Raw genomic sequence first — 20,215 nt, forward strand, 5'->3', positions numbered from 1 at the left:
ATGAGCATCGACCTCTGGCAACGCGGCTGCGAGCGACTCGCCACCGAACTGCCTGAACAACAGTACACCACCTGGATCCGCCCCCTGCCCCCGGCCGACGTCATGGAGGATGGCGAGGCGGGGACCGTGTTCGGCCTGCGCGTGCCCAACCGCTTCAAGCTGGACTGGATCCGGTCCCAGTACGCTCCCCGCATCGAGGCGGTGCTGAGCGAACTCGCCGGCAAGCCGGTGCGGCTGGAGCTGTCGCTGGCCCCGCGGGAGGTGCCTGCCCTGAGCCCGCGCCCGCTGCCGTCGCGCCCCAACAGCGCCGCGGCGGTGCTGCAACGCGCCATGAGCCACGCCGCCAGCGCCGCGGCCCAGGCCGTGCCGCGCCAGCAGGCCGCTCTGATCCCGAGCGCCGAGGACGCGCCGGCCAACGCCCCGGGCGCCGTGGCACTGGCCCCCGGCCGCCCGGCCCCCGAGCCGGTGGAGGTGCGGGCCCCGGCCGCACCCAGCCCGGCCAGCCGCAGCCGCCTGAACCCGGCCCTGACCTTCGACACCCTGGTGGCCGGCCGCGCCAACCAGATGGCCCGCACCGCCGCCCTGCACGTGGCCGGCGCGCCGGGCGTCATGTACAACCCGCTGTTCATCTACGGCGGCGTGGGCCTGGGCAAGACCCACCTGATCCACGCGGTGGGCAACGCCCTGCTCAAGGACAACCCGAACGCCCGGGTGCTGTACCTGCACGCCGAGCAGTTCATCTCCGACGTGGTGAAGAACTACCAGCGCAAGACCTTCGACGAGCTGAAGGCCAAGTACCACCAGCTGGACCTGCTGCTGATCGACGATGTGCAGTTCTTCGCCGGCAAGGAACGCACGCAGGAAGAGTTCTTCAACGCCTTCGAGGCCCTGCTGGCCAAGAAGGCCCACATCATCATGACCAGCGACACCTACCCCAAGGGGCTGGTGGACATCGACGAGCGGCTGACCAGCCGCTTCGACGCCGGCCTGACGGTGGCCATCGAGCCGCCCGAGCTGGAGATGCGGGTGGCGATTCTGCTGGCCAAGTCCAAGGCCGAGGGCGCGCCCATGCCCGAGGACGTGGCCTTCTTCGTGGCCAAGAACGTGCGGGCCAATGTGCGCGAGCTGGAAGGCGCGCTGCGCAAGGTGCTGGCCTACGCCAAGTTCAGCCACAAGGAAATCAACATCGCCCTGGCGCGCGAGGCGCTCAAGGACCTGCTGTCCATCCAGAACCGGCAGATCTCGGTGGAGAACATCCAGAAGACGGTGGCCGACTTCTACAAGATCAAGATCGCCGACATGTACAGCAAGAAGCGCCCGGCCAGCATCGCCCGGCCACGCCAGATTGCCATGTACCTGGCCAAGGAGCTGACCCAGAAGAGCCTGCCCGAGATCGGCGAGCTGTTCGGCGGCCGCGACCACACGACGGTGCTGCACGCGGTGCGCAAGATCGGTGGCGAGCGGCAGAAGGACACCGAGCTGAACCAGCAGCTGCACGTGCTGGAGCAGACCCTCAAGGGCTGAAGCCCGGCGAGGCCCGGGGTTGGGGACAAGTCTCGGACAAGTCCCGGCTTGTCCACCGCCCCGCCGATCGGGCCCAAGTTGTTGTCTGTTTGCCCCGCCGCAAGCCCCCCGCTCATCCCCAATGAAAGCCGCCTGCTAACTGCCTGTCAAAACAGGTGAAAATGGCGTTTTCCACACCGGTGGTCCGTTCCTACTACAACGACCCATCTGAAAGAGGAAGACATGATTGTTTTGAAAGCCGCACAACAACAATTGCTGGGTGCCCTCCAGGCGGTTTCCGGCATCGTCGAGCGGCGTCATACCCTGCCCATCCTCGCCAACGTGCTGCTGCGCAAGAACGGCGCCACCACGGAACTGACCACCAGCGACCTGGAGATCCAGGTGCGCACCACCGCCGAGCTGGGCGGTGACGAGGGCGCCTTCAGCACCACGGTGGGTGCGCGCAAGCTGATCGACATCCTGCGCTCCATGCCGGCCGATCAGATCGTCAGCCTGACGGCCAACGGCAGCAAGCTCACCCTGCAGGGCGGCAAGAGCCGCTTCACGCTGCAGACCCTGCCGGCCGAGGACTTCCCGCTGGTCAACGAAGCCGTGGACTTCGGCCCGGCCTTCAGCGTGCCGCAGAAGGTGCTCAAGGGCCTGATCGACCAGGTGCACTTCGCGATGGCGGTGCATGACATCCGCTACTACCTCAACGGCATCCTGTTCGTGGCCGAGGGCAAGACCCTGACCCTGGTGGCCACCGACGGCAGCCGCCTGGCCCTGGCCCAGGCCGAGCTGGAGACCGACATGCCCAAGCAGGAGGTCATCCTGCCGCGCAAGACGGTGCTGGAGCTGATGCGCCTCTTGGGCACCGGCGAGGACCCCATCGAGCTGCAGTTCGCCGGCAACCAGGCCAAGTTCAGCTTCTCGGGCATGGAGTTCGTGACCAAGCTGGTCGAGGGCAAGTACCCCGACTACAACCGCGTCATCCCCAAGAACCACAAGAACATGGTCATCCTGGGCCGCACCCCGCTGCTGGCCAGCCTGCAGCGCGCGGCCATCCTGACCAGCGAGAAGTTCAAGGGCGTGCGCATGAACGTGGAGCCGGGCGCCCTGCGCATCGCCTCCAGCAACGCCGAGCAGGAAGAGGCCAAGGAAGAGCTCGAGATCGACTACGGCGGCCCCGCCATCGAGATCGGCTTCAACGTGACCTACCTGATGGACGCGCTGGCCAACATGGACAGCGAGATGGTGCAGATCGCGCTGCACGACGGCAGCTCTGCCGCGCTGATCACCGTGCCCGAGCAGGACGGCTTCAAGTACGTCGTGATGCCGATGCGGATCTGACGCCTGCCCTTTTCTCACAGCACAAGCGGGACCGCCTCTGACCGGGGCACCCGCTTGAAGCGTTTCAAAGCCCCGGCGCTTTTGCAGCGCCGGGCCTCTTTCGAGAGTTTCCCGAGAGCCCCATGAGCGACACCACCCCGACCCCCGACAGCCAGCAGCCCACCCCCGCCCCCCAAGGCTCCGGCGGCTATGGCGCCGAGTCCATCCAGATCCTGGAAGGCCTGGAGGCGGTGCGCAAGCGCCCGGGCATGTACATCGGCGACACCTCCGACGGCACCGGCCTGCACCACCTGGTGTTCGAGGTGGTGGACAACTCCATCGACGAGGCCCTGGCCGGCTACTGCGACGACATCGTCGTCACCATCCACGCCGACAACTCCATCAGCGTGGTGGACAACGGCCGCGGCATCCCCACCGGCGTCAAGATGGACGACAAGCACGAGCCCAAGCGCTCGGCCGCCGAGATCGCCCTGACCGAGCTGCACGCCGGCGGCAAGTTCAACCAGAACAGCTACAAGGTCTCCGGCGGCCTGCACGGCGTGGGCGTTTCCTGCGTGAACGCGCTGTCCAAGTGGCTGCGCCTGACGGTGCGCCGCGACGGTCAGGCCCACTTCATCGAGTTCCGCCGTGGCGTGCCGGTGGACCGCGTGATCGAGGTGGTGGACGGCTTCGAGACCAGCCCGATGAAGATCACCGGCGCCACCGACAAGCGCGGCACCGAGGTGCACTTCCTGCCGGACACCGAGATCTTCAAGGAAAACAACGAGTTCCACTACGACATCCTGGCCAAGCGCCTGCGTGAACTCTCCTTCCTGAACAACGGCGTCAAGATCCGCCTGATCGACGAGCGCACCCAGAAGGAAGACAACTTCGCCTATGCCGGCGGCGTCAAGGGCTTCGTAGAGTTCGTCAACAAGGGCAAGAAGATCCTGCACCCGAACATCTTCCACGCCATGGGCGACAAGCTCAGCGACCAGGGCACCAACGTCGGCGTGGAAGTGGCGATGCAGTGGAACGACTCCTTCAGCGAGTCGGTGCTGTGCTTCACCAACAACATCCCCCAGCGCGACGGCGGCACCCACCTGACCGGCCTGCGCGCGGCGATGACCCGCGTCATCAACAAGTACATCGAAGACAACGAGCTGGCCAAGAAGGCCAAGGTCGACATCGCCGGTGACGACATGCGCGAAGGCCTGGCCTGCGTGGTCAGCGTCAAGGTGCCCGAGCCCAAGTTCAGCAGCCAGACCAAGGACAAGCTGGTCTCCAGCGAGGTGCGCGCGCCGGTGGAGGACATCGTCAGCCGCCTGCTGACCGACTGGCTGCTGGAGAACCCCAACGACGCCAAGACCATCTGCGGCAAGATCGTGGACGCCGCGCGCGCCCGCGAAGCCGCCCGCAAGGCCCGCGAAATGACCCGCCGCAAGGGCGTGCTCGACGGCATGGGCCTGCCCGGCAAGCTGGCCGACTGCCAGGAGAAGGACCCCAGCCTCTGCGAGATCTACATCGTGGAGGGTGACTCCGCCGGCGGCTCCGCCAAGCAGGGCCGCGACCGGAAGTTCCAGGCCATCCTGCCGCTGCGCGGCAAGATCCTGAACGTGGAGAAGGCGCGCTACGAGAAGCTGCTGTCGAGCCAGGAAATCCTCACGCTGATCACCGCGCTGGGCACCGGCATCGGCAAGGGCATGGGCGGGGACGACTTCAACCCCGACAAGCTGCGCTACCACCGCATCATCATCATGACCGACGCGGACGTGGACGGCGCCCACATCCGCACCCTGCTGCTGACCTTCTTCTACCGCCAGATGCCCGACCTGGTGGAGCGCGGCCACATCTACATCGCCCAGCCGCCGCTGTACAAGGTCAAGCACGGCAAGCAGGAGCAGTACCTGAAGGACGGCGTGGCCCTGGACGCCTACCTGCTCAAGGTGGCCCTGGACGGCGCCAGCATCAACCCCGGCAACGGCCAGCCCGTGCTGCAGGGCGAACGCCTGGCCGAACTGGCCCGCCACTACGTGCAGGCCAACAACGTCATCGACCGCCTGGCCAACTGGATGGACGTGGAGGCCCTGCGCGCCCTGAGCGACGGCCTGACCCTGAACCTGGACGACGCCGCCCGGGCCGAGGCCAGCGCCCTGGCCCTGAAGGCCGCGCTGCACGATGCCGACGTCGAAGCCGTCTTCGACGAACGCACCGACAAGCACCTGCTGCGCATCAGCCGCCGCCACTACGGCAACGTCAAGAGCAGCATCATCGGCCCGGACTTCCTGCACGGCGACGACTACGAAACCCTGGCCCTGGTGGGCCGCGAGTTCAAGGGCCTGCTGGGCGACGAGGCCGTGGTCAAGCGCGGCGAAGGCGAGAAGGCCAAGGAAATGCGCGTGGCCGACTTCCGCGCCGCCATGGCCTGGCTGATGCAGCAGGCCGAAGGCAGCGTGGGCCGCCAGCGCTACAAGGGCCTGGGCGAAATGAACCCCGAGCAGCTCTGGGAAACGACGATGGACCCCGAGGTGCGCCGCCTGCTGCGCGTTCAGATCGAAGACGCCATCGAGGCCGACAAGGTCTTCACCATGCTGATGGGCGACGAGGTGGAACCGCGGCGCGATTTCATCGAGACGAATGCGCTGAGGGCGGCGAATATCGACGCTTGATCGGTTATCACATCCGAATCCGGAAGCCGTCGTTTAATCCCGTTAAATCAACAACTTGCTATCACACCGCGGGGTTTTCCCCGCGGCTGAGTCGCCCAGTGTCCCGGTATCACACCCGAATCCGGAAATTCTGAAAATCTCTTTTCAGATCAAGCACTTGTCATCACATGAGCAGCAAGCACTGGGTCGCCCAAGCCGCAGCAGTGCTGCAGGAGAGCCTGCAACCGGTTCCCCATGAGCTCAACGAGCTGGACTGGAAGAGTAGCCTCTCCACCCACAAGGACCGCCTGGCCGAGCACCTGATGGCTCTGGCCAACCTGGCGGGCGGTGGGACCCTGGTCTTCAGGGTGAGCAACAGCGGGCAGGTACAGGGCATTGCCCAGGACGAGGCGGAGCGCATCGAAGCCTGCGACCAACACGCCGTGCTGCAGTCCCCCTCCAGCCAGACGCTGACCAACACCTCGCTGCGCCAGCGCTTTCAGCTGCACGACAAGCAGCGCAACAGCATCACCAACCTGATTGCCGACGCCGTGGCCGCCGGGCGCATCAAGCGCAAGGACACCAGCAGCGGCAACAAGTTTGCCGAATACATCCCCTACTGGGCCTGAGGGCCTGCCATTGCCGGGCCATGAACCGCAACCAGCTCAAGCAACTCGAAAAAGACCTCTGGGCCGCCGCCGACAAGCTGCGCGCCAACTCCGACCTCAAGGCCAGCGAGTACAGCACCCCGGTGCTGGGCCTGATCTTCCTGAAGTTCGCCGACAACAAATACCGCCAGCACGAGCCGGCCATCCTGCAGGAATACCAGAAGCTCAAGGGCACCCGGCGCGAACGCACCCTGGAAGAAATCGCCATTCAGAAGTGCGGCTTCTACCTGAAGGACTTTGCCCGCTACGACCACCTGCTGAATCTGCCCGAGAAGGAAGACATCGCCAAAGCCATTCGCCGCGCGATGGCCAGCATCGAGAACACCAAGCCCGAGCTGCTGGGTGTGCTGCCGCAAGAGGAGTACGACCGCTTCACCCGCAGCCCCAAGAACCAGCACATCCCGAAGGACCTGCTCAAGCTGTTCTCGGACATCCCGGTGGATGCCTCCGGTGACGTGTTCGGCCAGATCTACGAATACTTCCTGGCCAACTTCGCGCTCAGCGAAGGCCAGGGCGGCGGCGAATTCTTCACGCCGCGCTCCGTCGTCAAGCTGATGACCGAGATCATCGAGCCCCATGGCGGCAAGGTGTTCGACCCCGCCTGCGGCTCCGGCGGCATGTTCGTGCAGTCGGCCGAGTTCATCCTGCAGCACCAGGCCGACAAGGCGGCCGATCTGGACGTCTTCGTCTGCGGCACCGAGAAAACGCTGGAGACCGTCAAGCTCGCCAAGATGAACCTGGCCGTGAACAACCTGCGCGGTGACATCAAGCAGGCCAACACCTACTACGAAGACCCCTTCAACGCCTTCGGTGCCTTCGACTACGTGATGGCCAACCCGCCCTTCAACGTGGACGACGTGACGCTGGACGCCGTGGAGAAGGACCGCCGCTTCAACACCTACGGCGTGCCGCGCAACAAGACCAAGGCCAAGAAGTCAGAGGGTAAGGACGGCAAGGAAAAGGCCGTCGAGACCGTGCCCAACGGCAACTACCTCTGGATCAACCTCTTCGCCACGTCCTTGAAGCCCGGCGGCCGCGCCGCGCTGGTCATGGCCAACTCGGCCAGCGATGCCCGCCACTCCGAGGCCGACATCCGCCGCACGCTGATCGAGCACAACCTCATCTACGGCATGCTCACGCTGCCGTCCAACCTGTTCTACACCGTCACCCTGCCGGCCACGCTGTGGTTCTTCGACAAGGGCAAGACGGATGACAAGGTGTTGTTCATCGACGCCCGCAACATCTTCACCCAGGTGGACCGCGCCCACCGCGAGCTGAGCGACGCGCAGATCCAGAACATCGCCCTCATCCCCCGCCTGCACAAGGGCCGCCGCCAGGAATTTGTGGACCAGGTGGACGCTTACCTGCACCAGGGCATGGCTCAGTTGAAGGAGGCTGCCGAACAACTGCCCACGCTGAGCGAGCGTCTGCTGGCCGTGCTGGCCGAAGAGGCGGCCGATGCTGAGGCGAGCCAGGCGGCGCGCGACGCGATTGCGGCGCTGAAAGCCCAGTGGGGGAAACTGGCCGCGCTGGCGCAGGCCCAGGACCAGCACGAACGCACCCGCGGCCAGAAGCACAGCGTGGAGGACCGCAACAAAGCCCAGCACCTGCTGCGCGCCCAGTTCACCCCCTTCTTCACCGGCCTGCACGCAGCCGTGAAGGCACTGGACAAAGCCATCCGCGAGATGGACAAGCGCAAGGCCGAGGCCACCAAGGCAGACGGCAAGCGTGCCACCGCCAACCGCCAGACCAAGGGTGTGAAGGCGGCGGTGCAGGCACTGCACGATGAGCTGAAGGCCGCCGAGCTGTACTACCAGCATGTGAGCTGGCTGCAGGAGCGCTTTCCCCAGGCAGCCTACGAGGACGTTACCGGCCTCTGCAAGCTGGCCCGCCGCGAGGAAATCGCCGAGCAGGATTGGTCGCTCAACCCGGGGCGGTATGTGGGCGTGGTGATCGAGGAGGATGGCAAGACGGAGGAGGAGTTCCTGGCAGACTTGAGCGATGCGAACGATGAACTCGCAGCGCTCGTCAGCGACGCAAGGCATCTTGAGTCTGTGATCCAGTCAAACGTCGCCGCGCTGATCGGAGACGCTGCATGACTGAGGTATGGCCATGCATCAGCGTAGGCAGTCTTGTCCAGGCGCACGAAGCGGCACTTCAGACAGGCCCTTTCGGAACGCAACTGAGCGCCTCCGAGTACGTGCCGGAAGGCATCCCAGTCATAAACGTCCGCAACGTCGGCTTTGGCGATGTGCGGGCGGATGACCTGGAGTACGTATCCGAAGGGAAAGCCGAGCAGTTGCATCACCACGTTTTGCGCGCTGGCGATATCGTGTTTGGCCGCAAAGGCGCTGTAGAGCGGCATGCTCTCATTGGTTCAGCCCAGGACGGCTGGGTTCAGGGTTCGGATTGCTTGCGCCTGCGCTTGCGAAGCTCTCGCTTCAACGTGCGCTTCGTTTCCTTCTACCTGCGAACCAAGGGGCACCAAGACTGGATGCAAGCGCTTTGCTCGTTCGGGGCCACGATGAGTTCACTGAACCAAGACATCGTCAATCGAATCGAGCTACCTTGTCCGCCGCGCCCAGTGCAGGACCAGATCGCTGCTGTGCTTGCAGCCTACGACGACCTGATCGCCAACAACCAGCGCCGCATCGCCTTGCTGGAGTCCTTGGCCGAGGAGATCTACCGCGAGTGGTTTGTGCGGATGCGGTTTCCGGGCGCAAAGTCGGCTGTCTTTGACAAGGGCATGCCGACCGACTGGACGCATGAGCCCGTCCTCGATGCCTTCAAGTTCTACGGCGGCGCCACGCCGGCCAAGGACAACCCGCGCTTTTGGGTAGATGGCGAGGTGCATTGGTACACGCCCACTGACATCACTGGCGCCAGCAGCCCCTACTTGGAGGAGTCGGCCGACAAGTGCACCGACGAGGGTCTGCAGAACTGCTCCGCGAACCTCTTCCCGGCCCACTCGATCATGATGACGAGCCGCGCCACGATTGGCGCCATCGGTATCAACAGCGCTCCGGCCTGTACGAATCAAGGTTTCATCACCTGCATTCCGAACCAACGCTACCCGCTGACCTATCTGTACCACTGGCTCAAGCTCGCCAAACCGCACTTCGAGATGCTTTCCGGTGGCGCGACCTTCGCAGAGTTGACCAAGGGGACGTTCAAGCGGATTCGCATTTTGACGCCCCCAGTGAAGCTGGTCGCAGCCTACGAGCAGCAAGCCAGGCCCATGTTTGACGAGGTGGAATCGCTGACCAAGATGAACCGTAGGTTGCGCGCTACCCGCGATTCGCTGCTCCCCCGCCTGATCTCCGGCAAACTCCGCGTCGAGGCGTTAGACATCCAGTTCCCGCCCAGCATGCAGCCGCCGCCCGCAGAGGCTGCGCCGCGTGAGGCAATCGCCCGTTAGCAGGTCTTCTTCTCCACAACCGGCAACACCAGGGAGGTGCCGTGGCCGCCGCGAAGAACTTCATCAGCGAAGACGACATCGAGCAGGCCTTGCTGCAGCGGCTGCAGCACCTGTGCGGCTTCGATGCGCTGAACTGCTTCACGGCCCAGCCCGACGACCTGAGCGATGGCTCCGGCCGCACGGACAAGCGCGAGGTCATCCTGGCCGACCGGCTGCGCGCCGCGCTGGAGCGGCTGAACCCGCAGGCCCCGGCCCACGCGGTGGACCAGGCCCTGGCCCAGTTGGTGCAGCCGCGCACGGCCATGAGCCTGGTGGCGGCCAACCGGGAGATGGACACCCTCATCCGCGACGGCGTGCCGGTGACCTACAAGCCCGAGGCCGGACCGCAGGCGGGGCAGAGCGTGACCGAGCGGCTGAAGGTCATAGCCTTCGACGAGCCCGACCCCCGCGCCGGCCGCAACCATTACCTGGCGGTGAGTCAGTTGTGGGTGCGCGGCGAGCATGGCTACCGCCGGCCCGACGTGCTGCTGTACGTGAACGGCCTGCCGCTGGTGTTCATCGAGCTGAAGAACAGCAATGTGAAGCTGCGTGCAGCCTTCGACGACAACCTGACCACCTACAAGGCCGAGATCCCGCAGCTCTTCACCGCCAATGCGCTGTGCCTGCTGAGCAATGGCATCGAGACCCGGCTGGGCAGCCTGGCCGCGCAGTGGGAGCACTTCTTCACCTGGCTGCGGGTAGACGACGAGAAGGAGAAGCTGGACCGCCCGGCCATTGCCGCCCAGGGCCTGAGCGTGGAGCGCGTGGTGCTGGGCCTGCTCAAGCCGGAGCGGCTGCTGGACTACGTGGAGAACTTCTGCGTGTTCTACCGCGAGACGCAGAAGGTCATCGCGCAGAACCACCAGTTCATCGGGGTGAACAACGCTTTCGCGCAGTTCCAGCGCCGGCGCGAGCTGGGCGGCAAGCTGGGTGTGTTCTGGCACACCCAGGGCTCGGGCAAGAGCTTCTCGATGGTGTTCTACACGCGCAAGATCTTTCGCAAGCTCACCGGCAACTTCACCTTCGTGGTGGTGACGGACCGGGATGACCTGGACGGCCAGATCTACCGCAACTTCCTGCACACCGGCGTGGTGGCGCCCAAGGACGATGTGCGGCCCAAGGGCAGCGCGCAACTGCGCGAGATGCTGGGCAAGAACAAGCGCGTGGTGTTCACGCTGATCCAGAAGTTCCGCTACGACAAGGGCAAGGACTACCCGCTGCTGTCCGACCGCGACGACATTGTCGTCATCGTGGACGAGGCGCACCGCACGCAATACGCCGGCCTGGCCGAGAACATGCGCGCCGGCTTGCCCCATGCCAACTTCCTGGCCTTCACCGGCACGCCGCTGCTGGGTCATGAGCGCAAGACCAATGCCTGGTTCGGCGACTACGTGTCCGAGTACAACTTCCAGCAGAGCGTGGAGGACGGCGCCACGGTGCCGTTGTTCTACGAGAAGCGCGTGCCGGAGGTGCTGATCCAGAACGACGACCTGAGCGAGGAGTTCGCCGAGATTCTGGAAGACGAGAACCTGGACGAGCCAGCCCAGGCCAAGCTGGAAAAGCGCTTCGCCCAGGAGATGGCGGTCATCAAGGTGGACGACCGGCTCGAGACCATCGCCCGCGACATCGTCTTCCACTTTCCTCGTCGAGGCTACCTGGGCAAGGGCATCGTCATCTCGGTGGACAAGTTCACCGCTGTGACCATGTACGACAAGGTGCAGTCCCTGTGGAAGGCGGAGATCAAGGCGCTGAACGGGCGCATCACGGCCACGCAGAATGATGTGGAGCGGCAGCGCCTGAAGCAGCTCAAGGCCTGGATGAGTGCGGCACAGATGGCGGTGATCGTCAGTGAGGAAGCAGGCGAGGAAGAGAAGTTCGCCAAGAAGAACCTCGACATCAAGCCTCACCGCCAGCGCATGAACGCGCTGGACGCCAATGGTCACGACATCGAGTTCAATTTCAAGGACCCGGAACACCCGCTGCAGCTGGTGTTCGTCTGCGCCATGTGGCTGACGGGCTTTGACGCCCCCACGGTGAGCACGCTGTACCTAGACAAGCCCATGCAGGGCCACACGCTGATGCAGACCATCGCGCGGGCCAACCGGGTGACCGGCCATGAGATTCACGGCGTGGCCAAGCGCCATGGCGAGATCGTGGATTACTACAACGTCTTCCGCCGGATGAAGAAGGCCCTGCGCGATTACGCGGCCGGGCCGGACGACGAGGAGCTGCCGGTGCAGGACAAGAGCCAGCTCTTCGCCCTGCTGGACGAGGCCATCGAGCAGGGTTTCGCCTTCTGCCACACCCAGGGAGTGGCCTTGCAGGAAGCCCTGGACGGCGGTGACGTGTTCACCAAGCTGGGGCGGTTCAACGGCTTTGCGGACACGCTGCTGGCCAGCGAGGAGCAACGCAAGTCCTTCAATGTCTACGAGAACACCATTTCCTCGCTGTACGAAGCGTGCAAGCCGGAGGTGTTGGGGCAGGGCAAGAGCCAGGTGGTGTCGGCCTTCCAGTTCCTGCGCGGGGTGATGGATGCCATCGTCGAGCAGGCCGACATCGACAACGCCGTGCAGCGCCTCGAGGCCCTGATGGATGCCAGCGTGGTGGTGGACAAGGCCGAGGTTCTGGCGGCCAAGGAGTTCGAGACTCAGTTCAAGATCGTGCAGCGCGGCAAGGCCTGGGACCTCAGCAAGGTCAACGTCGAGAAGCTGCGAGAGGAGTTCCAGCGGGCCCCCTACAAGAACATCGAGATCGCGGACCTGCAGGCCTTTCTGCAGCGCAAGCTGGCCGAGATGCTGGCCCAGAACAGCACGCGGGGCGATTTCGTGCAGCGGCTGCAGAAGGTGATCGACACCTACAACTCCGGCGCCACCGCCACAGAGAACTATTACGAAGAGCTGACCGCCTTCGCACAGTCACTCAAAGAGGAAGCCGAGCGTGCCATCCGGGAAGGGCTGACCGAAGACGAACTCGAGATCTTTGACCTGCTCAAGAAGGACGCCCTGACCCAAGACGAAACCCAGCGTGTGAAGCTGGCGGCCAAGCACCTGCTTCAGCGCCTGGTGGCGGAGCAACCCAAGGTGTTGGTGCAGGGCTGGCACATGAACGCCCAGACGCAGAAGCAGGTCAGGGCCGAGATCGAGCGGGTGCTCGACCAGGACCTGCCCGAGACCTACGACCGCACGGCGTTCAAGCAGAAGTGCGACAACGTGTACGACCTGATGGTGGAGTACGCCATCCGGGGTCGGAAGTGGGCCGCTTAGGCGCCAGCGCCCCTCAAGCCCACCGGCTGCTGCTCTTGCTCTCCTGAACCAGCCAATAGATCAGGATCAGCCAGCCGACGAGGGGAATCAGGCCGACCAGCTGGAGCCAGCCGCTGCGGTCGGTGTCGTGCAGGCGACGCGCCGCCACGGCGATGTAGGGCACGAAGGTGGCCAGGGAGAAGACGGCCGACAGCTTGTGGCTGAACGCGCCCAGCACCGCGCTGCCCAGCAGGCAGAAGAGCGCCCACCACCAGAACTCGGCACGGCCGGCCCGGCCGCTGAAGTTCGCATAGTTGTTGAAGCAGGTGCGCACGGCATCTTTGAAGTCCATCTTCGGTTCCCCCTGAAGTGATGTTTGTGCGGGCGATGTTAGCGGCGTGCATGGGCTCGCCACGCCACGCACTCGGGGGTTGCCAAGGCGGTCGGATCCGGTCAAGCCATGGCGGCCGAAGACGTCTAGCGCACCGGCACCGCGAACAGGTAATCCACTCCCAGCCCCAGGCTGGTGGCGCCAAAGTGCTGGCCGGAGCTGCTGCGGGCCTCGGTGCGGCCGGCGTTGAGGCTCAGGGCCAGGCGGTCGCTCAGGGTGTAGCGCAGCCCCGCGCTGGCCTTGACGGCCGGGCCGTGCACATTGGTGCCGGCCATCAGCTGGCCGAAGGCCTGCAGGCGTTCGCCGGAGGCGGCGCGGGTCTGCAGGCCCAGGCCGGCCAGCAGCTCGCCGTAGCCGGGGTAGCCCAGGTAGGCGCTGTAGGCCACGGCCGCCTGCACCGGGATGAACCAGCGCTCGTCGAGCATGGCGTCCACCTGGGTGCCCACCATCTGCAGGTTGCCGCGGTCCTGGTCGCGGTAGCGCACATGGAACTCGGTCTGCTGGAACAGGCTGACGCGGAAGGCCTGGTAGTGGCTGGCAGCGCCCGCATCGCCCCAGCCGGCAGCGGCCGCGCCCGAACGCAGGTGGTGGGTCAGCGCCAGGCCGTAGGTCACATTGCGCGACGAGCCCTTGGGCGCCGCCAGGTAGCCGGCCGACAGCGACAGGCCCAGCGACGGGGTGAGGGCGTACTCGGCCGAGACCTTCGGATAGACCAGCAGGCCGGAGTCGGTGTCGATCTTCTCCGGCGCGTAGCCGCCCGAGCCCACGCCCAGCTGGGCGTACAGGTTCACCCGGGGCGACACGCGCAGGCGCTGGCCCAGGCCGCCCAGCACCTGGTTGTAGAGCGGCAGGCCGTAGTAGCCCACGCCCAGGCCGGCATACCAGTAGGTGTTGGGGGCGAGGAAGTGCGCGTACTGCAGGTCGGCCACGCCCAGCGTGCCCTTGAAGGAGCCCTCCGGGCGGATCTGCTTGAAGTTGTCCAGCACCAGGGTCAGCATGTTCTCGCCGCTGTCCTCGGCGGTCAGGCGCGCATCGCTGGCCGACAGGCCCTGGCCATGGCGGCTGAACGGCGCCACCAGGTAGCTGTAGGGAATCTCGACGAAGACGTTGGCCTGGGTGCTGTCGATGGCCGAGTGGGTGAACTTCATCTTGGCCAGGTTCACGCCCACGGCCACCGGACCGAAGTCGTAGCCCAGGCCGGCGTAGGCCTTGTAGAAGCCGCCCGTGCCCGACAGCACCTTGCTCTGCTCGATGCTGCGCCCGCCCCCACCGCCACCGCCCGCCAGGCCGGCGGTGACGAAGATGCGGTCGGTCAGCCGCTGCTGCAGGTGGGCGCCCACGTCGAAGGCGGTGAAGCCGCCGTACTGGCCCTTGAGCAGCGGGGCATACACGCCCGCGCCCAGCGACAGCCAGTCATTGACCTGGTGGTAGACGTGAAAGCCGGTGAGGTCGATGTCCTCGTCGCCCGGCACGCGCAGCACCTGATGGTCCAGCATGACCATGGCGCGGGCCGGCGTCAGCAGGGATTCGTCCGTCGCTGGGGGCACTGGGTCCTGCGCCAGGGCCTGCAAGGCCCAGCAGCCCAGAATGCCGACGAAATGCCTCACACGCTGCGTCATGGTGACTCTCTCTCGAACGCCCCGAGGACTCGCCTCCCTCGGGTTCTTGTGATGATGTCCGAGGAAGGTTAGCACTGTGGGCCGCCGTCGCAGGGCTCACACCGCGAGCCTCCGCGTGAAACCCGCGGCAAGCCCCGCACTGGGCTCAGGGCAGGCTCAGCACCGCCGCCTGCACCCCCTCCGGCAGGGCGGCGCAGCTCAGCCGGAAGACATGGCCTTCCGGGTCGTTGAGCACGGTCTGCCATTCGCCGTAGTAGGTGGCGTAGGGCGGCTTGAGCACCGCACCGCCCAGCGCCACCGCCCGCTCGGCGCCGGTGCTCACGTCCGCCGGCTGGTCCAGCATGAAGGTGGGGTAGGCGGTGACGGGCGGGACGCCCTCGTCCTGCGGGCTGCGCCCGTCCAGCTGCAGCAGGCCGTAGGCCGCTGGCGCATGCAGGCCGAACTGGAAGCACGGCGCAGCCAGCGCCCGGTAGATGGGCGAGCGCGCGTGCTCTACCTCGGGCAGGCCCAGCAGGGCGGTGTAGAAGGCCAGCTGGGCCTCGATGTCGCGGCAGAACAGGTTGACGTAGAGCTTCATGCCGGGGTCCGTGCATAGGTGCGTTGGTACATCTCGCGCAGGTGCTCGCCCGCGGTGCAGGGGGCCCAGCGCGGGCGCTCACCCGGCGCCACGGTGCCGGGCACGGCCTCGATGCGGGCCAGGTAGTTGGGCTCGAAGAAGAAGGGGATGGAGAAGCGCGGCGCGCCGCCCGAGTGGCGGTTGCGCACCCGGTGCGGGTTGGAGTGGTAGCGGCCATTGGTCCAGCGCGGGATCATGTCGCCCAGGTTGACGACGAAGGCGTCCTCCATCGGCGGGGCCTCCACCCAGTCGCCGCCCGGGGTCTGCACCTCCAGGCCGCCGTGGTGGTCCTGCGCCAGCACGGTGATGGCGCCCCAGTCGGTGTGGGCGCCGGCGCCAAAGGTGCGCTCGTCGGCATCGGCCGGGTGGGCCGGGTAGCGGATCATGCGCAGCGTCACCATGGGCTCGCGGCAGGCGGTGTCGAAGTAGCGCTCCGGCAGGTCCAGCGACAGGGCCATCAGCTGCATGATGCGCTCGGTCAGGCGGTTCATGGCCGCGATGTAGGCCTCGCACAGCCCCTTGGCCTGCGGCAGCTCCTCGGGCCACTGGCTCGGGCCATAGGTCTGGTAGCCGGCTTGCACGAAGGGATGCTCGGCCGGCCAGTCCATGCCGCAGTAGAAGCTCTCCTTCAGGTCGGGCTTCATCGCGGCGTCCAGGGTCTGCTCGCCCAGGGCCTCGAAGCCGCGCATGATCGGCGAGTGGCGGATGGACAGCGCGGCCCGGCGCTCCGCCGGCAGCTCCAGCAGCTCGCGCGCCAGCGCGAACTGGCGCTGCACCATCCAGCGGTCCACGCCGTGATGGCGGACATAGAAGAAGCCCGAGGCCATGGCGGCCTCGCGCAGCTGGCGCACCACCTCGGGCACGCGGGGGCCGCCGGGGGCCAGCGCCCCCAGCAGGTCGATCACGGGAATGCCCATGGCCGCTCCAGGTTCGTGGGGAGGAGACAGGCTCAGACCTTGAGCTTGCGATCGGCCAGGGCGGGCAGGAACTTGTCGGTCCAGAAGTCGGCCAGGGTGGGTGCGCTCTTCAGGCCGAAGGCGGCCACCGTCTCGTCGATGGTGGCCTGCAGGCGCGCCGGGGTGGCCGCGCCCCAGCCGTTGGACCGGGTGTCGGGGGTCTTCATCGTGCCGTCCAGGATGAGCTTCAGGCGCTCGAGCTCCAGATCCTCGCGCACCAGCGGCTCGCGGGCCTTGAGCGCGGCAGCGCCGGCCGCCGGGTCGGCCATGCAGTCCAGCCAGCCCCGGGTGCTGGCCTTGACGAAGGCCTTCATCGCGTCGGCCTGGGCCATGGCCTTGGCATTGGCCACCAGGCCGTTGCCATAGGACTTCATGCCGTGGTCGGAAAAGCGGAACACGGTGAGCTGATCGGCCCCCAGGCCGCGGGCCTTCAGGTTGAGCAGGCCGGTGAAGTAGAAATAGGCCACGCCGTCGAAATCGCCCTTGACGAAGCGGGTGTCGCCGATGTCGGGCGCCACGTTCTCCCATTGCACCGAGGCGGGGTCGAAGCCCTGGGCCTTGGCGAAGACCGGGAACAGCTTGCGCGAGGCATTGAAGGGCTGGCCCAGCAGGGTCTTGCCCGCCAGGTCGGCCGGCTTCTTGATGGGCCCGTTCCTGCGCACGATGACCGCGTTGGGGTTCAGGTCGTACTGGATGGCCACGGCCTTGAGCGCGGCCAGGGGGTTGGCCAGGTTGAACTCGATCATCGTGGACAGGTCGGCCGAGGCCGCGTCGTAGGCCCCGCCGGCCACCAGGCTGATGGCGCCGGCCGAGCCGTTGCCGGTGTCGATGGTGACGTCCAGGCCGGCATCCTTGTAGTAGCCGCGCTGCTGTGCCAGCAGGAAGCCGGCGCCGGAGGCCTCGAACTTCCAGCCCAGGTTGAACTTGAACTTCTGCAGGCTGCCCTGGGCGCGCACGAAGGGCGTGGCGGCGATGAGCGGGGCGGCGGCAGCGGCCTGGAGGAGGGAACGGCGTTGCATGGACGAGAGCTCCGAAAAACAGCACGGGCTGCGCCACGGGCGTGCGCGCAGGCGGGGTTTCAGAGCAATTTCCGGGCGGCCGCTGAACGCTTCTACTCTTGACCCAGGTTCAGCAGATTCCGTGCCATGGCCGGGCCCGCCGCAGGGCCCGTGCAGGCGCGCCCGCGGTGCGGCCACGCCCCCGGAATGAGGCGGACAGCCCCAGGCTGGGGAATGTGCGGGCGTTCAGCGGCCTGCTTCAGAGATGGCTCAGCGTGCGCAGCAGCAGCATCACCGCCACCACCACCGCCACCACGGCAAAGCCGCGGCGCAGGGCGCGGGTGGACAGGCGCATGGCCCAGCGCCGGCCCAGCAGCAGGCCCACCACCGCGCCCACCGCGAAGGGCGCCGCCGCGGCGGGCTGCAGCTGCCCGCTCCACCAGGCCGCCGTCAGGCCGGAGACGGACACCAGCGCGATCACCGCCAGCGAGGTGGCCTGGATGCTGCGCAGGTCCAGGTTGGAATGGCGATCCAGGGCCGGCACGATGACGAAGCCGCCGCCGATGCCCAGCAGGCCGCTGAGCACCCCCGCCAGCGCCCCCACCCGCAGCATCACCCACAGGCAGGGCCGGGTCCAGTGCAGGCGCTGCTCACCCTCGGGCCGCACGCAGGCCGGGGCCTGGTCGCGGCCGGCCGCGGTCGGGCCGTCACGCCACATGCGGCGGGCGGTGAAGAGCATGAACAGCACGAAGGCCAGCAGCAGCACGCCCTGCGGCAGACGCTGGGCCAGCGCCACGCCCAGCGGCGCGGCCACCATGCCGGCGGCTCCCAGCACCCCGGCGGCCCGGTAGCGCACGATGCCCTCGCGCAGCGCGAAGGCCGCCCCCAGCAGCGAGGACAGGCCCACCGCCACCAGCGCCACCGGCGCCGCCAGGTGGATGGACCAGCCCAAGGCCAGCACCAGCAGGGGCACGGCCAGCGCGCCACCGCCCGCGCCGGTCAGCGCCAGCACGGCGCCCACCAGCAGGCCCAGGCCACCCAGCGGCCCCCAGTCCGCAAACATCATTGTCATCAGACCGCGTTCAAGGGAATCTTGAGGTAGCGCACGCCGTTGTCCTCTGGCGGCGGCAGGCTGCCTGCGCGCATGTTGACCTGCACCGAGGGCAGGATCAGCACTGGCAGCTTGAGCGTGGCGTCTCGGGCCTGGCGCATCGCGACAAAGTCGTCCTCGCTGACGCCCTCGTGCACGTGGATGTTGGCCGCACGCTGCTCGGCCACCGTGCTGATGTGCTGCGCCGGGCGGCCGCCGGGCAGGTAGTCATGGCACATGTAGAGCCGCGTCTGCGGCGGCAAGGCCAGCACCCGCTGGATGGATCGGTAAAGGGTGCGCGCATCGCCGCCGGGAAAGTCACAGCGTGCGGTGCCGTAGTCGGGCATGAACAAGGTGTCGCCGACGAAGGCCACCGTCTCGTTGCCAGCACGCACCACGTAGCTCATGCAGGCTGGAGTATGGCCCGGGGTATGCAAGGCCATGGCCTGCAAGCCGCCGATGGCGAAATGGTCGCCATCCTCAAAGAGGCGGTCGAACTGGCTGCCATCGCGAGCAAACTCAGTGCCTGCATTGAAGAGCTTGCCGAAGGTATCCTGCACGATCGTGATGTGGCGGCCGATCGCCAGCTTCCCGCCCAGCGCGCGCTGCAGGTAGGGCGCGGCCGAGAGATGGTCGGCATGCACATGCGTTTCCAGCAACCACTCCACCTGAGCGCCCAGCGCCCGCACCCGCTCGATCAGGCGGTCAGCGCCCTGGGTGCTGGTGCGGCCGGAGGCGGCCTCATAGTCGAGCACGCTGTCCACCACGGCGCACCTGCCAGTCTCCCGGTCCAGCACGATGTGACTGAAGGTGAAGGTGGCCTCGTCGAACAGGGATTCGACCTGAAGGCGGGAAGGAAGGTCCATGGTGGTCTCCTGATCAAACGAGGCTTGCCGGGGCCGGCGGGACAGGCCGGCCCCACGACGTCACAAAGACTTGGTGGAGTAGTACCAATCGACGGTGTTGAATCCCTCGCCCGGACGCTTGGAGACGGCTTCGCTGGTCTTGGGCGGCGGCACGATCACATCGCATCCGGGGGTCCAACCCTCCGGCGTGGCCACCTTGTTCGCATCGCTGGTCTGCATGGCCTGCAGCAGACGGACGAACTCGCTGATGGAGCGTCCATTGCTCATGGGGTAGTACACCATGGCACGCAGAATGCCATTGGGGTCGATGAAGAACGTGGCGCGGACCGCCTGCGTGTCCGCAGCCCCCGGATGCACCATGCCGTAGGCACTGGCCACCTCCATCTTGATGTCTTCGATGATCGGGAACGGGATCTCGACGCCGAATTTCTCCTTGATGTTCTGGGTCCAGGCAAGGTGGGAGAACAGGCTGTCGATCGACAGGCCCAGCAATTCGCAGTTCATGGCCTTGAAGGTGTCGGCGGCCTTGGCGAAGCCGATGAACTCGGTCGTGCAGACCGGCGTGAAGTCCGCCGGGTGCGAGAACAGGATCAGCCACTTGCCCTTGTAGTCGGCCAGGCTGCGGTCACCGAACGTGGTCTTGGCCTGGAAATCAGGTGCCGCCTCGTTCAGACGAGGAAAGCTGGGAGTGTTCATGGTGTTTCCTTGGAGAAGACGAGCATGCATCCCGCATGAGGGGTGGCCCTGAATCGAAGGACCGACGGAGAGAGTGTCTTATACCGTACAGGGTATTGTGATCAATGTTCTTGATCACGTCGATAGATGACCCTGT

15 protein-coding genes are annotated in these 20,215 nt (G+C 66.3%); 7 read left to right on the forward strand and 8 right to left on the reverse strand.

Translation table 11 applies throughout. From position 1 onward, the window contains the following. From dnaA to LRM40_RS00035, 7 genes are all read left to right on the forward strand, one after another. Nucleotides 1-1,524, forward strand: a complete 1,524-nt coding sequence (gene dnaA / locus LRM40_RS00005) for a chromosomal replication initiator protein DnaA (RefSeq protein ID WP_231067638.1) — start codon at nt 1-3, stop codon at nt 1,522-1,524. A 222-nt stretch (nt 1,525-1,746) separates the two neighbouring features. Next, nucleotides 1,747-2,853 carry a DNA polymerase III subunit beta gene (gene dnaN / locus LRM40_RS00010; protein ID WP_151125523.1) on the forward strand — a complete coding sequence of 369 codons (1,107 nt, stop codon included), beginning with the start codon at nt 1,747-1,749 and terminating at the stop codon, nt 2,851-2,853. 122 nt (nt 2,854-2,975) lie between these two features. Continuing rightward, the gene (gyrB, locus tag LRM40_RS00015; RefSeq protein WP_151125522.1) at nt 2,976-5,501 is read left to right on the forward strand and encodes a DNA topoisomerase (ATP-hydrolyzing) subunit B; all 2,526 of its coding nucleotides are present in this window, start codon (nt 2,976-2,978) and stop codon (nt 5,499-5,501) included. Between the two features lie 167 nt (nt 5,502-5,668). Beyond that, nucleotides 5,669-6,109, forward strand: a complete 441-nt coding sequence (locus tag LRM40_RS00020; RefSeq protein ID WP_151125521.1) for an AlbA family DNA-binding domain-containing protein — start codon at nt 5,669-5,671, stop codon at nt 6,107-6,109. Between the two features lie 20 nt (nt 6,110-6,129). Further along, nucleotides 6,130-8,247: a type I restriction-modification system subunit M gene (locus LRM40_RS00025; protein ID WP_151125520.1), complete on the forward strand. Its 2,118-nt coding sequence runs from the start codon at nt 6,130-6,132 to the stop codon at nt 8,245-8,247. After that, complete coding sequence (locus tag LRM40_RS00030; protein WP_151125519.1) at nt 8,244-9,566, forward strand: restriction endonuclease subunit S; 1,323 nt, start codon at nt 8,244-8,246, stop codon at nt 9,564-9,566. Before LRM40_RS00025 ends, LRM40_RS00030 begins: the two co-directional genes overlap by 4 nt. A 41-nt stretch (nt 9,567-9,607) precedes the next feature. Then, a complete protein-coding gene (locus tag LRM40_RS00035; RefSeq protein WP_151125518.1) occupies nt 9,608-12,868 on the forward strand; it encodes a type I restriction endonuclease subunit R in 3,261 nt (1,086 codons plus the stop codon). A gap of 13 nt (nt 12,869-12,881) precedes the next feature. On the opposite strand, the gene LRM40_RS00040 is transcribed toward LRM40_RS00035, so the two are convergent. The 8 genes from LRM40_RS00040 to LRM40_RS00075 form a co-directional block, all read right to left on the reverse strand. Next, nucleotides 12,882-13,199 carry a DUF805 domain-containing protein gene (locus LRM40_RS00040; RefSeq protein ID WP_151125517.1) on the reverse strand — a complete coding sequence of 106 codons (318 nt, stop codon included), beginning with the start codon at nt 13,197-13,199 and terminating at the stop codon, nt 12,882-12,884. Between the two features lie 125 nt (nt 13,200-13,324). Next, a complete protein-coding gene (locus LRM40_RS00045; protein ID WP_170288952.1) occupies nt 13,325-14,857 on the reverse strand; it encodes a hypothetical protein in 1,533 nt (510 codons plus the stop codon). 145 nt (nt 14,858-15,002) lie between these two features. Next, nucleotides 15,003-15,434 carry a VOC family protein gene (locus LRM40_RS00050; protein WP_151125516.1) on the reverse strand — a complete coding sequence of 144 codons (432 nt, stop codon included), beginning with the start codon at nt 15,432-15,434 and terminating at the stop codon, nt 15,003-15,005. Beyond that, nucleotides 15,431-16,390: an isopenicillin N synthase family dioxygenase gene (locus LRM40_RS00055; protein WP_151125515.1), complete on the reverse strand. Its 960-nt coding sequence runs from the start codon at nt 16,388-16,390 to the stop codon at nt 15,431-15,433. Before LRM40_RS00055 ends, LRM40_RS00050 begins: the two co-directional genes overlap by 4 nt. Before the next feature lie 32 nt (nt 16,391-16,422). After that, nucleotides 16,423-17,448, reverse strand: a complete 1,026-nt coding sequence (locus LRM40_RS00060; protein ID WP_151125514.1) for an ABC transporter substrate-binding protein — start codon at nt 17,446-17,448, stop codon at nt 16,423-16,425. A 238-nt stretch (nt 17,449-17,686) separates the two neighbouring features. Then, a complete protein-coding gene (locus LRM40_RS00065; RefSeq protein WP_231067639.1) occupies nt 17,687-18,499 on the reverse strand; it encodes a sulfite exporter TauE/SafE family protein in 813 nt (270 codons plus the stop codon). After that, a complete protein-coding gene (locus tag LRM40_RS00070) occupies nt 18,499-19,383 on the reverse strand; it encodes an MBL fold metallo-hydrolase (RefSeq protein ID WP_151125513.1) in 885 nt (294 codons plus the stop codon). Before LRM40_RS00070 ends, LRM40_RS00065 begins: the two co-directional genes overlap by 1 nt. A 60-nt stretch (nt 19,384-19,443) precedes the next feature. Then, nucleotides 19,444-20,079: a peroxiredoxin gene (locus LRM40_RS00075; protein WP_151125512.1), complete on the reverse strand. Its 636-nt coding sequence runs from the start codon at nt 20,077-20,079 to the stop codon at nt 19,444-19,446. Nucleotides 20,080-20,215 lie beyond the last annotated feature (136 nt).

It is taken from the genome of Ideonella dechloratans (assembly GCF_021049305.1).
In the GTDB taxonomy this organism is placed as follows: domain Bacteria; phylum Pseudomonadota; class Gammaproteobacteria; order Burkholderiales; family Burkholderiaceae_C; genus Ideonella; species Ideonella dechloratans.